We start from the raw sequence: 15,304 nt of genomic DNA on the forward strand, positions 1-15,304 counted from the left end.
CCCTTTTTCGGTCAAAATTAGTATATTTGCATCAGTTCCAAGAGCAGAGCGAAGCAATGCAGCGAAACCCGCACAGCTACCAAATCGCTACCGGCTACCGAACTTTCTACTCTTTAAGTCTTATCTACCAACCGATTACAAAAAAACGATTGTTTTTTGGAAAAAAACTCTCCGAATCCTTGAACAGGCCTCGGAGAGTATCATTTATTCAGAGTAGGATATTGTCCTTTATTTCTTCAAAAGTAGCTCATCTATAGCTCTTTTGAAATCAGCTTTTCCCATTGCGCCTTTTGCCATCTGCGGCGTTTCGCCCATCGGGCAAAAAAGAGGGAAGGAATGCTCCGGATACCAAAAGAAGCGGCGAGCTCTTCCTCTTTTTCCGTATCGACTTTGTAGAAATCGATTTTTCCGGCATATTCGTCCGCTAACTCTTCCAGGATTGGGGCAACCATCTTACAGGGGCCGCACCAGGTGGCATAGAAGTCCACGATACAGGGTTTGTCTCCCTCGTACACCCATTTGTCCGGGCTGGCTTCGTAGTTAGCTACTTTCTTCAGGAAATCCGCTTTTGTCAATTCTGTTACTTTCATTTTCTGTTCTCCTTTCAATATCTTTTGGCAACGGCGTCCCAATCGATGATTTTCCACAATGCGTTCAAATGGTCGGGACGGCGGTTCCGGTAATCCAGATAGTAAGCATGTTCCCAGACATCGAATCCTAAAATCGGCTTCAGGCCGTGGGCAACCGGATTGCTGCCGTTCGCTTCTTTGGTAATGGACAGTTTTCCGTCTTTATCTTTTGCCAGCCACACCCATCCGGAGCCGAACAAGCCTGTTCCGGCAGCGACGAATTCTTTCTGGAAATTCTCAAATGAACCCCATGTCTCGTCGATCGCTTTTGCGAGTGCGCCTGTCGGTCTGCCTCCGCCATAGGGAGAGAACTGGGTGAAATAGAGATTGTGATTGAGTGTCTGTCCGGCATTGTTAAAGATGGCGCCGTCGGATTCTGCCACGATCTGTTCCAAAGTTTCATTCTCGAACTTGGTTCCTTCGATCAGGTTGTTCAGATTATTTACATAAGCCTGTAAATGCTTGCCATGATGAAACTCGATGGTTTCTTTACTTATAACCGGTTCCAGCGCGTCGGCTGCATAGGGTAACTGAATTAATTCAAATTTCATAACTTTATCTTTTTTATTTGTTATTAGACTATTGCTATTATTTGTTGTCAACAATAATAAGCTGAGACAGAATGTTAGCATGTTCTATTTGTTTTATGTTGTTTCTACTATTCTAACATTCCCTGTCTGATATTTGTTCATGGAATGAAATGCATATTATTTATCGTGTGATAGAGGTTTTCTATGACCGGAATGTGCTATCTTCGCTAACAAATTAGAATAAGTACGATCATGACAAAAATTCAGGAAACACTGGCTGCATTGCCGGAAGAAAAGAAAGTGTTGTTCGCGCCTGTATTCGGGGATGTGGATAAGTTTTATACGGCGGTTTATCTGATAGCGCGCAATGAGCATGTGACGGATCAGGAGAAGCCGGACCGTTATGAAGACCGCCTGCAGGTGATCCGCCGGATTCGCAGTAAGGTGGAGAAACTGGTGGATTCTTTCGGGCTGGAAGGTTCGGAGATTGTGGCGGATATTGCCAGCGATTACTTTGAAGACTATGTGAACTACAAAGAACCGGATATCCAAATGACGAACGACGAGTTTATCGGCATCATCCAAAAGGTGTCGCAGGTATAAAGTAGATTATTTGTTTTGTCACCAAAAGCAACTTTTTATTAACAGAAAGTTGCTTTTTGCGTATTAATCCGTATCTTGCAGACACTAATACGATCTAATCAAATTTGTTATGCAAGAACTGAATAATATACTTTCCCTTATCGATTCCCACTTTGGCGGTTCGCAATGGTTTGTTTTCCTTTTGTTGGGAACCGGTCTGTTTTTTACGGTTTATCTGAGATTCCCGCAGGTCCGTTTTTTCCGGCATGCCCTAAAGGTTGTCAGCGGGAAATACGACAACAAGCACGATATAGGCGATACATCGCATTTCCAGGCCTTGTCGACCGCTTTGTCCGGTACGGTAGGGACCGGTAATATTGCAGGTGTCGCCCTGGCGATCCATCTGGGAGGCCCTTCGGCTTTGTTCTGGATGCTGATGACGGCTTTTTTAGGTATGACGACAAAGATGGTGGAAGTGACGCTTTCCCATAAATACAGGGAGCAAACGGAAGACGGGACGATTTCGGGAGGACCGATGTATTATATGAAGCATCGCCTGCATATGCCCTGGCTGGCAGCCTTGTTTGCCGTGGCTACGATTTTCTCTTCGTTCGGAACAGGATGCCTGCCCCAGATAAACAGTATTTCCAACGCGATGTTTTCCTCTTTTGGAATCCGGCATTATATTACGGGCGCTATTCTTGCTGTTTTGCTGGCATTGATCGTGATCGGAGGGATCAAGCGTATTGCGCTGGTTTCGGAAAGGCTGATTCCTTTTATGTCGGTTCTGTATATAATGGGAGCAGTCAGTGTGTTGGCTTATAATTATGATAATATTTTGCCTGCTTTTGGCGCTGTGTTCGGTAATATATTCAGCGGGACAGCCGCCTCCGGAGGCTTTTTGGGTGCTACGGTCGTCTGGGCTTTTAACCGGGGAGTAAACCGGGGATTGTTCTCCAACGAGGCGGGGCAGGGGTCGGCGCCTATCGCCCATGCAGCCGCCAAAGCCGAAGAACCTGTGTCGGAAGGAATGGTTGCCTTACTGGAGCCGTTTATCGATACGATTGTTATTTGTTTGATAACCGGATTAGTCCTGATTTCGTCGGGGGCCTGGATGGAGAAATATGATAACCAATTCCAGCAGGCGGATACTGTTGTCCTGTCCGGGACTTATCAGGAAAAGATACCGGAGCAGAAAGCGCTTGTCTCCGGACATATCCTCGGCAAACAACCGTTGCCGCTTTTCACCGGTACGTTGCAAGTGGAAGACGGTAAGATTCTGACAACCGGAATCACGATTCTCCATGCCCGCTCTTTTGCCGAGGATGTGCGGGTGAAGTCTGGCAAAGAACCCTATACGGGGAGTTTAGCCGTGCAGAACGGAAATGTGGTGTTACCCGTACTGAAAGATAAGCAGGTGTACCTGACCGGAAAATCCCTGCTTCATTCGGCTCCTCTTTCTACAGAAGCCTTTAAGAAAGGTTTTTTTGGTGACTGGGGACAATATATCATTCCTTTCTCCCTGTTATTGTTCGCTTTTACAACGGCTGTCGCCTGGTCTTATTATGGTGACCGGGCTGTCACGTATTTGTGGGGAAGTAAATATGTCCGTGCCTATCATATTATCTATGTAGCCGGCTTTTTCTTAGCCTCCTTCACTGATACGACTATCGTCTGGGCCTTTTCAGGTGTGACGGTTGCCCTGATGACACTGCCTAATCTGATCGGTATCCTGATCCTGCATAAGGAGGTGAAAAGTTCTGTCGATTCGTATTGGAAGAGGGTCCGGGGAAAATTGTAGATGTTTTCAGTAGTAAGAAAAAGTGAACCAATGAGGAATGTGCCAATATGCCAATGATAAGAAGTTTTGAACCTCCTGCAAATCTGATGAATATTACAATAACCCCCCCTGCCGCAGGCTCTCTTTTGGGGGATGTGTCAAAACCGTTCGTTGAAACGAAACGGCAAAAGAGAGCCTACGCAGAGGGCTTATTGTATAAAACGTGTTTTTTAGTCTCAAAAGACACCCCGAATAAAATAAACGTCAACCCACTTTTCAGCTGTCAAAAAGGGGCTTTTTCCTATGTTCCGGCATCTTATCGCATGAAGAGGGACTTTATCGCTCTGACCCGGAACATTGTTGCTCTGAAGTCGGACTTCATATAGCACGAAGTCAACCTTCAGAGCGATGAAGCGTTACTTCAAGGCAATTTTCTGCGCACCTCATCGCAACAAGCCTCCAAAATTTCCTTGGGATATTTGAGACGCCGTCCGCCTTCGTCCGCAAATATTCGATTCTCCGGGAGTTAAGGTTTATCACTTTGTTGTTGTTTCCGGTTTTCAACAATCAAATTGTATGCTTTTCGATATGGGCTCGGCACCTCATTTTCTCTGTTGTCATCCGAATGGGCTAAAATTGTGAAAAGAGTCAATCCAAAACCGATCAAGATTTCGGATGAAATAGAAAAATAGCCGAAACAGGGGGTTATTGTCTATTTTGTTATTTTCAGGAGGCTTAAAAACTCAAAATTAATGAACTTCTATCTTTTTGTCAGGCTGTTTATAATCAAATCTTAACTGCAAATGCAGATATGACGAAATTTCAACCACAATTGGATAAATTTAAGGAAGCTATAGCTGACCTTGATGCTTCAAGTATGAAAATCTTAAAAAGTTCGTGGACTGACACTATGAAAAGTACAAACAAGGTACGTAACCAAATTCGATCCAGTATTTTCTCACTAATCCGGGGATACAATGCCGAACCGGACGGGGAGAATAAAAAGGCAGCTGTTTTCCTGATGCCGATGGTTGATAGATATAAAGGTATATATAATCATTCATTTGACGACCAGACCGGATATTACTATAACCTGATCGAGGCTTCCCGTTCGGATGAATTTAAAACCTATGTCGAACAATTAAAATTAGATGCTTTATTTACAAAATTACAAACAGCAAATAATGAATGTGCCCAATGTTCGTCTAACCGGTCTGTAGAATCAGGTAAACGAAACATGCCGCTCCGGACTTCCGTCTCACGTAAGAATTTAATCGTTGCATATGATAATCTTGTTTTTCGTCTAAATTCGTTGGCTGAGGCAAATGGCGATTCAGATTTTATTATCTTATTTTCATGGTGGAATGAGGAAATCGATAAATTCCGCGTTACCTTCAGTAATCGCTACGGCAAAGGCAAGGGCGGTAAGACGGCAGGCGGCGATATGAGCAAACATGATCCGAAAACGGGACTTCCGTATGAACGTCCGGGGATACTCTGATTAATAGAAGGAGGATGTATCAAAAGTCCTATTTATAGCATCTGTGTCCTGGGGGATGTATCAAAAGTCTTATTTATAGCATCTGTGTCCTGGCGGGCTTGACCCGCCATCTCATACTAATTATTACAAATCAGTTTAGTATAAGATTGCGGGTCAAGCCCGCAATGACACGCTATAACATTAAAACTTACTTTTAACACATTCCCAATGACACGCTATAACGTTAAAACTTACTTTTAATACATCCACAATGATATACTAAAGCGTTAGAACTTACTTTCGACACATCCTCCCAATGGCTCAAAGTAGAAATATGGAAAGGGGCAGGTTTATTCCCTGCCTCCTCCCAATGCCTTATAAAGATTGATTACACTTTGTATCTCTGCAAAACGATTTGCTGTTTGTGACAGCTGTGCGCTTAATAAAGATTGGCGGGCAGTCAGAACTTCCAAATAAGTGGTCGTGCCGTGCTCCATCAACAGAGAGGTGCTTGTCAATGCCTTTTGCAGGGAAAGAATCTGCTTATCGAACAAAAGCGTTTTCTCCTTGCTTGTCTGATAGGCGACTAAAGCATCGTTTACTTCACTTCCCGCATTCAAAAGTGTCTGCTGGAAAGCTAAGCTGATTTCTTCCTGCTGGGCTTTCGCGATACGGTATTGTGCCATGATTTGTCCTTTGTTGAACAACGGCTGTGTAAGTGAGCCGATAGCCGAAGCCAAGAATTTACCCGGATTGACAATCATGTTTCCTGCGGAGTTTGTCCAACCTGCACTTCCGCTCAACACGATAGACGGATAGAAAGCAGAGCGGGCTTGGTTAGTCCCGTAGAAGGCCTGTTCCAACGAACGTTCGGCGGCACGGACATCCGGACGGTTTGAAAGCATCTGTATAGGGATACCGACAGCTAAGTCGTCGGGAAATTGCTGTCCTTCCAGGCTGCTGCGCTCATAGGCGCGGGGCGTCTCGGCAAGCAGCAAAGCGAGTCCGTTTTCCACCTTGTTAATTTGTTCCTTCAGATCAAGGACAGATGTCTGGACATTATAGTAGGCGGCCTCCATCTGCGAGGTAGCGGCTTCGTTTGCCATGCCTGCGTTCATTAGTGCACGGGTCGAGGCAACAGTCTCTTTCCAGGCTTCTGCCGTTTGCTCGGCGATGGCGAGTTGTTCGTCTAACATCAGCAATGTATAATAGGTATTGGCTATTCCGGAGATCAACTGTGTCCGTACGGCCTGCTGATAGTCCTTGCTCTGGGCGTAGAGGGCTTTAGCCTGCTGTTTGGCATTGCGCAGACGGCCGAAAATATCCAATTCCCAACTGGCGGTAATCGGCAATGAATAGGTTTGCGTTGCCTTATGACCGTCAAAACTGCTTACTGCTCCTGCGGGGATAAGGCGAATGACGGAAGGAAGGCGAGCTTGGCCGACATCAAGGCGGCATCTGCTTCTTCCATGCGCAATTGGGCCGATTGCAGATCGGTGTTGTTTTGCAACCCTTGTTCGATGAGGGTTTGTAACAGCGGGTCCGTAAAGAGTTCCCGCCAATCCATATTACCGAAGTTAACTGTGTCGTTTGCCATCACTTCTTCTCCGTAGAGATTGTCCGGAGTGGTGGTTGCCGGTTGATATTTATTGTATATGCCGCAACTGCTCAATAAAGCAGTTGCGGTTGTTAACAGGATTATTTTTTTCATACTTCACTATTATTATCTTTATTAAACTCGCTGCGTTCACTCTGGCTCTTTTCTTTTTCCAACGCTACTTGCATATCGGCTTCTTCTGCCATCGGCTTGCGTATTTTCTCCTGCAAGTATTCGAAGATGATATAGAATACCGGCACGACGAACAGCAGGGCTAATGTTCCGATTGCCATACCGCCGACGACACCTGTTCCAAGGGAACTGTTACCATTGGCACCTGCACCCGTGGAGAACATCAACGGAAGCATACCGAAGATCATCGTGAGCACGGTCATCAGGATCGGACGGAAACGGGCCTGTGCGGCAGAGTAGGCCGATTCGACGATGCCCATTCCTTTGCGGCGGCGCTCGATGGCGAACTCGGTAATCAGGATTGCTGTCTTTGCCAGAAGGCCGATCAACATGATCACACCTGTTTGCAGATAGATGTTGTTTTCCAATCCGAATATCTTGGCGAACAAGAAGCTGCCCATCAGTCCGAACGGCACCGAAAAGATGACGGCGAACGGCACGAGGAAGCTTTCATACAAGCAGGCCAGGATCAGGAAGATAAGCACGATACAGACAGCGTAGATGAAGAGTGTCTTCAATCCGCTGTTACCGGCTTCTTCACGTGCCATGCCGCCATATTCGTAACCGTATCCGGTTGGAAGGACTTGTGCGGCGACTTCTTCGATTGCGTTCTGCACTTCACCGGAAGAGTATCCGTCAGCCGGGTTTACATTGGCTGTGATACTGCTATAGAGGTTGAAACGGTTGGCAACTTCCGCTCCCTGCACTTTCTTCAGGGTGACGAATTGGCTGATCGGCGCCATTTCCGCTCCGTTTCTGACGAACATATTATTCAGCGAATGTTCATCCAGGCGGTATTCGGGCGAAGCTTGCATCATCACACGGTAGACTTTACCGAATTGGTTATAGTTGGAGATATAGGCGCCACCGCAATAGCTTCCCAATGCATCGAGCACGGTTGCCGGCGAGATGCCTGCACGTTTACATTTGGCTGCATCCACATCGACTGAAACCTGCGGGAAGTTCATGGCATAGGAGGTGTAGGCCATTGCCACTTCCGGACGCTGGTTGAGGGCGCCGAGGAACTTCATGGTGTTTTCGTAGAAGACAGCCATATCGCCGCCGGTCTTGTCCTGAAGGTTCAACTCGATGGAGTTACCCATACCATAGCCCGGAATCATACCTGGCTGGAAACAGAAGATTTGGGCTTCCTTAATTCCGTGGAACTGTGCGTTGAGGCGTGACATCACGGCGTTGGCGGTGTGTTCGCTGCCTTTCCGGTCGTCCCAGTTCTTCAGACGGATGATGATCGTACCGTAGGAAGTACCTTGTCCGGCGATCAGTCCGTATCCGGTGATCTTGGCGTAGTGTTCCACTTCGTCTGTCTGTTTGATGATGTCTTCGACCTTATTCATCACCTTCGTTGTTTCCTCCAATGTGCTACCGGGTGAAACACTGACGTTAATCATCATAACGCCCTGGTCTTCCTGGGGCACAAGTCCCGTCTTGGTCGTGTTCATAAAGTAGGCGAGCAAGACGATGGTAGCAACCAATGCCGTCCATACCATCCAACGGTGGTGGATGAAGAAGAGCACGCCTTTCTTATATTTGCCCAACATGGCATTGAACGAAGCGTTGTAGGCGGCACGTACCCGTCCGTTCAGGCTTTTCTCGCTCTTTGTCCCGTCGGAAGGTTTCATCAACAGGGCGCATAAGGCCGGACAGAGTGTCAAGGCACAGATACAGGATAACCCTACTGCCGTAGCCATCGTGACACCGAACTGCGTATAGAAGATACCGGAAGTACCGCCCATAAAGGTAACGGGCACGAATACGGCCATGAACACGCAGGTACAGGAGATAACCGCCATCGTTACATCGCTCATGGCGTCTTTCGTAGCCTGATAAGGTGATTTATAGCCGGCATCGAATTTCGCCTGCACGGCTTCCACCACGACGATGGCGTCATCCACCACCGTACCGATCGCCAACACAAGGGCGAACATCGTCAGGATATTGATACTGAAGCCGGCAGCCATCAGGCAGGCAAAGGTTCCGATCAGCGAGACGATGATGGATATGGATGGGATCAATGTACTCTTGAAGTCCTGCAGGAAGAAGTACACGACGAGGATAACCAGGATGATGGCGATAAACAACGTTTCGACCACATTGTGGATGGATGCGAACAGGAAGTCGTTCGAGCTCATCAGGGTGACAAATTCGGTTCCCTGCGGCAACTTCTTGGACATTTCATCCAGCAGGTTCGTTATCTTTTCGTTGACGGTGGTCGCATTGGCACCTGCCACCTGGAAGGCGATGAACGTTACGGCCGGTTTGCTGTCCATCTCTCCGTGAAAAGCATAGGAGAGGGCGCCTAATTCCACATCGGCTATATCTTGCAGACGCAGGACGGAACCGTCGGCGTGAGAACGGATGACTGTGTTCTTAAATTCATCCACGCTTTTCAATCTTCCGCGATATTTCATGGTGAACTGGAAGACGTTTTTCGAGTTCTCGCCCAACGAACCGGTAGGCGCTTCGATGTTTTGTTCGCCCAAGACGGCTGTTACGTCCGAGGGGATAAGGCCGTATTGCGCCATTAGTTCCGGTTTCAGCCAGATACGCATACTGTAGGTATTACCTAACTCCAGCACATCGCCTACGCCTTCGATACGTTTGATCTCCGGGATGACGTTGATGTCGAGGTAGTTGGCAAGGAATGTCTCGTCATACCGCCCGTCGTTGCAAACCAATGTATTGATCTGCAAGAAGCTGGTCTGGCGTTTCTGTGTAGCCACACCGATTCTTGTTACTTCGGCTGGCAACAGGCCTTGGGCCTTCGAGACACGGTTCTGCACGTTGACTGCTGCCATGTCCGGATCTGTCCCCTGTTTGAAGTAGACCTGGATAACAGCTGATCCGGCATTACTTGCCGTGGAAGTAATGTACATCATGTTCTCCACACCGTTGATACTTTCTTCCAACGGCATGATGACGCTGTTCATCACAGCTTCGGCATCAGCACCCGTATAATTGGCGGTTACATATACCGTAGGAGGTGCGATATCGGGATATTGCTCCACCGGCAAGGTAAAGAGCGAAATCAATCCGATAATCAAAATCAGCACGGAGATGGATATAGCCATTACCGGCCGCTTTATAAATATATTACCTTTCATATTCGATCATTTATTTAACTTGTGTTCCTTCACGCAGCAAACCGGCGCCTTCTGATACGATCTCATCACCTGCTTTCAATCCGTCAAGCACAATGTATTCGCGTCCGTTATTTACTTCGGCAATCGTTATTAATGTGGAAACGGCTTTGCCATCCACTACCTTGTAGACTATTGTCTGATCTTGCAGCCGCACGGTTGCCCCTTGCGGGATGACAAGGCTGTTCTTATAGGTGTTCGGGATAATCACATTGCCTGACGCTCCGCTATGAAGCAAACGCGATTCATTGGGAAACACGGCGCGTACTCCGACTGTACCTGTCTGCCGGTCGATGACTCCGCTGATCGATTCGATTTTTCCTTTTATATCATAGATGGATTTGTCGTTAAGTTGGAGTTCCACTTCCGGCATATTTGCTAATGCTTCGTCCATTGTCCCGTATTGCCGCGTCATGCTCAACAACTGGTTTTCCGTCATCGAAAAGTAGACATACATTTCCGAGTTATCGGAAACCGTCGTCAACGGCTGGGGGATGGAAGGGCCGACCAATGCGCCTACACGATAGGGCAGCATGCCGATAACTCCGTCACTCGGGCTCTTGACTTCCGTGTATGACAAGTTGTTGCGGGCGTTGATCTCTTGCGCTTCGGCTTGTGATAACTGTGCTTTAGCTGTCAGATAGGTGTTCTGGCTTGTCTTCAGATTAAATTCTGAAACGACTTTTTGAGCGTACAATTCTTTCGCACTATTATAGGTCAGTTCGGCTGTAGCCAATCCTGCTTTTGCGGCTTCCACATTTGCGATGGCTGTCTTTAATGCCGCTTTATAAGGAACCTGGTCAATGATGAACAGCACTTGTCCGCGTCGGACCTTTTGTCCTTCCGATACGCAGAGCTTTTCGATCATTCCGGATACTTGCGGATAAATGTCGATGTCCTGACGTCCGCGAATTGTCGCCGAATAAGCAGTCGAAAGTTCCTTATCGGTAGGAGTTACTTTCATGATTGCATAATTAGGGTTCATCTGTACATCCGGTGTTTGCTTGCAGGATGTAAACCATAATACACAACTGATAATCCCTATCAGTTGAATCCATTTCTCACTTACTTTTGCCATTTCTTTACTATTTAAATGATGGGGGCGAAGGTAGGTGAAAGTAGAACAGTGACTATTATTTATTTTTCGCCAAAGATGTTCTATTTTCGCTAATTATAGTTTGATGTAGTACTATTTCTTATTTTAGGAGTAAAATAGAACATAAATGGCGGGAAATAAAACACTTTCCTTATGATCATATTTCACATCTTTGTCGTCATAAATAATATGAGTATGAAAAAAGGGACAGTTACGACAATCGGTATCGAAGATTTTAAGGCCAATAGTCATATAATTGATTATGTGGATGATGACTTCGTTGTTATAAATAGTTTGGAAAATCTTCCTAACAGTAATGATACGGTGAGACTGAATTGCTTCCTTGTCATATTTTGCATTGAAGGATGTGTGCAGTTGGAAATGAATACCAAGACTTATTTGCTTGAAGCCAATCATATGATGATTTGTTTACCTACTGCTGTTTTAAGTCATGCATTGATCAGTCCCAAACATAAAATAAGCATTATGGGATTCTCGACCCGCTTTCTTCAAAGGACGGTAAAGATGGATAAAGAAACATGGAATACTATTTCATATGTATATAATAATCCGGTTAAATATGTGGAAGAAAGCGATAATTTGATTTTCAAATTATATACGGATTTAATCATAGAGAAGATCAATCAAGAGCCTCAATTGTATTATGGAAAGGAGATCATGCAATATCTGTTTTCCGCCCTTTTTTGTGAGATGATAGCCGATCTGAAAATGAATGTCGATCATCCGGCAGAAGCGAAAAAAAATGAAGGACGGGATGAAGCAGGCGGATTATATCTTTAAGAGGTTTATGGAGAAATTGTCAATGGACAACGGATCTCACCGTTCCGTACAGTATTATGCGAATGAACTTTTCTATACGCCTAAGTATCTATCCAAAGTGATTAAACAAGTATGCGGAAGGGGACCGCTGGATTTGATAAACGAACATACCATAGAGCTTATAAAATACCAGCTGAAGCATTCGGAGAAGTCAATCAAGGAGATAGCGGAAGAGTTTAATTTTTCCAATATATCTTTCTTAGGAAAATATGTGAAAGCTCATTTGGGCATGTCTCCGTCGAACTATAGGAATTCGGAGGAAAATTGAACAATATTGGACTAAACAAAAAAGGGATGTGTCAAAAGTCCTATTTATAGCGTCTGTGTCCTGGCGGGCTTGACCCGCCATCTCATCCTAATCTTGTAAATCAGTTTAGTATGAGGTTGCGGGTCAAGCCCGCAATGACACGCTAAAGCGTTAGAACTTACTTTTGACACATCCCCTTTTTTTGTTTGGCTCTATGTTTATTGGAGATATTCGACCAGTTTAGCCGGCAGGTAGAATGTATTGTTTTTGTCAACATATACGACTACCGAGTTCAGGCGAACTTCTTCCTGGCCTTTCTTGCCGAGTGTCACGATGTTGCTGAACGGGGTAATATTGACTTGCTTCTTTTTGTTCTTTACCACCAGCGAAGGAGAGCCTTTTTCATCTTTTGCCGGGATAATTTCGCATTTGAAATCTTTGAAGACCTCTGTGTGGGGAACGAAGTTTTGGGCGGTCAAATCTTCTAATGTGCCGTGTGTCATGCCGAACAAGGCGCAGAGATAGTGATTCAACTCGATGTTGGTGTGCATACCGACCGGCAGGCTTTCGCGATCCGGATGATAAGCGGCCAGGAACACATCTTCTCCGGTATGGCCGCCAGTCGTAAACCCGAAGCATGTTTTGGAAGTGAGCAGTTTGGACATGAAGGAGGTCAGGGAACCGCTGTAAAGCGAACCTTTACCGTCTGTCGAACGTTCGCTTGCCGGGATCGGGCTATTCTTGTAGTCTTTGCAGTGGTTCAAGGCATCCAGCTCTTCGGGTGTCAGTTCAAAACCGGCATATTCGCGGAAGATATTCTGTACTTCGGAATTTGGCAGGCTGTTTACTTTTTTGGCAAATCCTTCGGCTGTCAGCTTATAGAGAGAGAACTGGTGGAACAACTGGTCTTTGGACAGTTTGTCGTAGCCTGTACAGTCGCGACGGCCGATGCTGATGCCGCTGTTGCCATGGTCGGGAACCATGATAACGGCTGTTTCACCATTCTGGCGGGCAAATTCCAAAGCGGCACCGCAAGCGCGGTCGTAAGCTAAGAAATCGGTTGCCATACCGACCGGATCGTTGGCGTGTGCAGCCCAGTCAACTTTGCTGCCTTCTACCATCAGGAAGAAGCCGTTCGGGTTCTGGGACAGCTTTTCAATCGCTTTGCGTGTCATCTCTTCGAGAGAAGGCTGTTCGGCCGGATTACGGTCGATGTCGTAGGCCATTTCTTTGTCGCCGAATAAAGCCCACATATTATTGCCTTTGTAACTGCGCATGCCGTTGATGTCGTTTTTGAAGACGCCATAGCCGTTTCCTTTCAGGTAGGCTTCGCTTTCTTCGGGGAGCAGGGAAACACCGCCGCCGATTACGACGTTGAGGTCGTTGTGAGCCATCTGCGGAGCGATCCATTCATACTTGCCGCGATTGTAGCTGTGGGCGGAACAGTCGGCCGGCGTTGCATGCGGAAATTCGCAGGTGAAAACCAGACCGGTCGATTTGCCCTGGAGCATCTTGGCTGCTTCGAGGACGGTTGTCAGCGGCTGGAAAGCGCGTGCCGGATCGGTCGGGTAGATGTCGTTGTCTCCGTCGTTTTCCGGATAGGTGGAGACGTAACCTGTGCGGCTCGGCTGTCCGGTCATGTAGCAGGACGTCGTAGGAGCGGAGTCACCGATCGGAGCATTGGAAGAATGCGTGCGGACCGTTCCGCACAGATACGGGTCGATGTTCAGTTTCGGCTGATCGGGGTTGTTGTACCATTGCAGCCAGCGTGCCATCGAGACTGTTGCCAACGATGTTCCGTCCGGTATCAGCAGAATGACATTCTTCACCGGTTTGACGTTTTCTACATCCTGGGCCTTTGCCGGCATGAAGATGACGGCCAGCAGCAGGAAAAGTGTAATTGTTCTTTTCATGTTCTTGTGATTTTATAGTTGTATGATATCCTCTTTAAACTGCGTAATCTTTTCCAGTCCGGTTTCCGTAACCAGGAAGCTGTTCTCGATGCCGACCGCACCGACGCCCGGTATCACGTATTTCGGTTCGAGCGCGAATACCATGTTCGGCTCGAGCAGTTCTTTCGAACGGGGCGTCAGGACCGGAAGTTCGTTTATCTGGATTCCGATGCCGTGGCCTACGAACTTCGCCTGCTGCAGGGTTCCCATGAAATAGGCGCCGAGACCTTCGTTTTCAGTGATCTTGGCGGCGATATTATAGAGTTCGGCACAAGGCGTTCCCGGACGGGCGATGTTTTCGATCTCGCTCTGGATGAGCAAGGCTGTCTGGTGTGCCCGGTAAGCCTGGTCGGTCAGGCGGCCGACGGAGAAGACGCGTGTCATATCCGTCATGTAAGCTGTATAGTTTCCTGCCATATCTACCATAATGGCTGTCCCGTCTTTCAGAACCGTTCCGTTTGCACCTAACGGGCAGGACGCATCCATTCCGCCGCCACCTAAGGCGAAGTCGAAAGGAGAGGGGCTTTCGGCATTGTCTCCCGCCAGAATGCTTCCCATAAAGATGTCCATATTGGCACCGAAGGCGCGGAATATTCCGATGGAGCCGTTCTTGCGCATCCGTCTTTCTATCTCGTACTGGAACTCGAGGTCTGTCATTCCCGGTCGGAAACATTCGGGGATTTCGGCGTATGTCTTGGCGTGACGTTCGGCTGAGATGCGGAACATTTCGATCTCGTGCGGTGTCTTTATCTGTCGCAGGTTGCGCATCAGTGCAGTGGCGTTGGCCGTCTCTTTCGGGTTAAAGATCGCTTGCAGGCGCATATAGTCGTTGTAGGTCAGCTCGTCTGCTTCGAGCAGGAGCTTTTCCGGCATCTTCAGTCCGTGAGCGGCAAACAGTTCGGCCATTTGTTCCGGCTTGCGGATATATTCCACCTGGTCGCCGGTCAGACCGTTCGGACGTTTCACGAAGAACCAGGGAGCGCCTTCTGCCGGGAGGTAGAAGTATCCGCTATAGATACGTCCGGTTGTATAATACAGGTTTACATCTACGGTGAGCAGGCATCCGTCAGCGTTCATCTTTTGCATTGCCTGCTGTATGCGATCCCATTTCAGTTTGAAATCGCCAATCAATTCTTTTTGTATCATTTCCAACACTTAATTTTTATCCGGCACCAAAGATATTAAATTAATGCCGGGATTGGAATGATTCTTCGGGTTAAA

10 protein-coding genes and 2 pseudogenes are annotated in these 15,304 nt (G+C 47.1%); 5 read left to right on the forward strand and 7 right to left on the reverse strand.

Features of this window, described 5'->3' with window-relative positions; genetic code table 11:
• Positions 1-228 precede the first annotated feature (228 nt).
• Together trxA and DW083_RS05370 are read right to left on the reverse strand one after the other, a co-directional pair.
• Positions 229-587: pseudogene (trxA, locus tag DW083_RS05365) on the reverse strand (thioredoxin); the annotation flags it as partial.
• Between the two features lie 17 nt (positions 588-604).
• Positions 605-1,261 carry a superoxide dismutase gene (locus tag DW083_RS05370; protein WP_115498692.1) on the reverse strand — a complete coding sequence of 219 codons (657 nt, stop codon included), beginning with the start codon at positions 1,259-1,261 and terminating at the stop codon, positions 605-607.
• Between the two features lie 150 nt (positions 1,262-1,411).
• Between DW083_RS05370 and DW083_RS05375 the strand changes: the two genes are divergently transcribed.
• The 3 genes from DW083_RS05375 (at position 1,412) to DW083_RS05390 (ending at position 5,022) form a co-directional block, all read left to right on the forward strand.
• Positions 1,412-1,762, forward strand: coding sequence for a hypothetical protein (locus tag DW083_RS05375; RefSeq protein WP_122331683.1), 351 nt, complete (start codon positions 1,412-1,414; stop codon positions 1,760-1,762).
• 109 nt (positions 1,763-1,871) lie between these two features.
• Complete coding sequence (locus tag DW083_RS05380; protein ID WP_122331684.1) at positions 1,872-3,542, forward strand: sodium:alanine symporter family protein; 1,671 nt, start codon at positions 1,872-1,874, stop codon at positions 3,540-3,542.
• 811 nt (positions 3,543-4,353) lie between these two features.
• The gene (locus DW083_RS05390) at positions 4,354-5,022 is read left to right on the forward strand and encodes a DUF6261 family protein (protein WP_147382090.1); all 669 of its coding nucleotides are present in this window, start codon (positions 4,354-4,356) and stop codon (positions 5,020-5,022) included.
• A gap of 329 nt (positions 5,023-5,351) precedes the next feature.
• Here the strand turns inward: DW083_RS05390 and DW083_RS05395 are convergent.
• The 3 genes and pseudogenes from DW083_RS05395 to DW083_RS05405 form a co-directional block, all read right to left on the reverse strand.
• A pseudogene (locus DW083_RS05395) lies at positions 5,352-6,712 on the reverse strand (TolC family protein).
• On the reverse strand, positions 6,709-9,912 hold the full coding sequence (locus tag DW083_RS05400; RefSeq protein ID WP_122331687.1) for an efflux RND transporter permease subunit: 3,204 nt from the start codon (positions 9,910-9,912) through the stop codon (positions 6,709-6,711). Before DW083_RS05400 ends, DW083_RS05395 begins: the two are co-directional and overlap by 4 nt.
• Positions 9,913-9,922: 10 nt before the next feature.
• Entirely contained in the window at positions 9,923-11,026 is a 1,104-nt protein-coding gene (locus DW083_RS05405) for an efflux RND transporter periplasmic adaptor subunit (protein WP_122331688.1), read from the reverse strand.
• Positions 11,027-11,239: 213 nt separating this feature from the next.
• Here DW083_RS05405 and DW083_RS05410 point away from each other — a divergent pair, with 213 nt between their 5' ends.
• Together DW083_RS05410 and DW083_RS22595 are read left to right on the forward strand one after the other, a co-directional pair.
• On the forward strand, positions 11,240-11,845 hold the full coding sequence (locus DW083_RS05410; RefSeq protein ID WP_233551776.1) for a hypothetical protein: 606 nt from the start codon (positions 11,240-11,242) through the stop codon (positions 11,843-11,845).
• On the forward strand, positions 11,820-12,152 hold the full coding sequence (locus DW083_RS22595) for a helix-turn-helix domain-containing protein (RefSeq protein ID WP_233551783.1): 333 nt from the start codon (positions 11,820-11,822) through the stop codon (positions 12,150-12,152). The genes DW083_RS05410 and DW083_RS22595 overlap by 26 nt, the downstream gene beginning before the upstream one ends.
• A 197-nt stretch (positions 12,153-12,349) precedes the next feature.
• Here DW083_RS22595 and DW083_RS05415 read toward each other — a convergent pair whose 3' ends face one another.
• Positions 12,350-14,044, reverse strand: a complete 1,695-nt coding sequence (locus DW083_RS05415) for an alkaline phosphatase (RefSeq protein WP_122331689.1) — start codon at positions 14,042-14,044, stop codon at positions 12,350-12,352.
• 12 nt (positions 14,045-14,056) lie between these two features.
• Complete coding sequence (locus tag DW083_RS05420; RefSeq protein ID WP_122331690.1) at positions 14,057-15,229, reverse strand: Xaa-Pro peptidase family protein; 1,173 nt, start codon at positions 15,227-15,229, stop codon at positions 14,057-14,059.
• Positions 15,230-15,304: the final 75 nt, after the last annotated feature.

Origin of the sequence: Parabacteroides sp. AF48-14, assembly GCF_003477465.1 — a bacterium.
GTDB classification, from domain to species: domain Bacteria; phylum Bacteroidota; class Bacteroidia; order Bacteroidales; family Tannerellaceae; genus Parabacteroides; species Parabacteroides acidifaciens.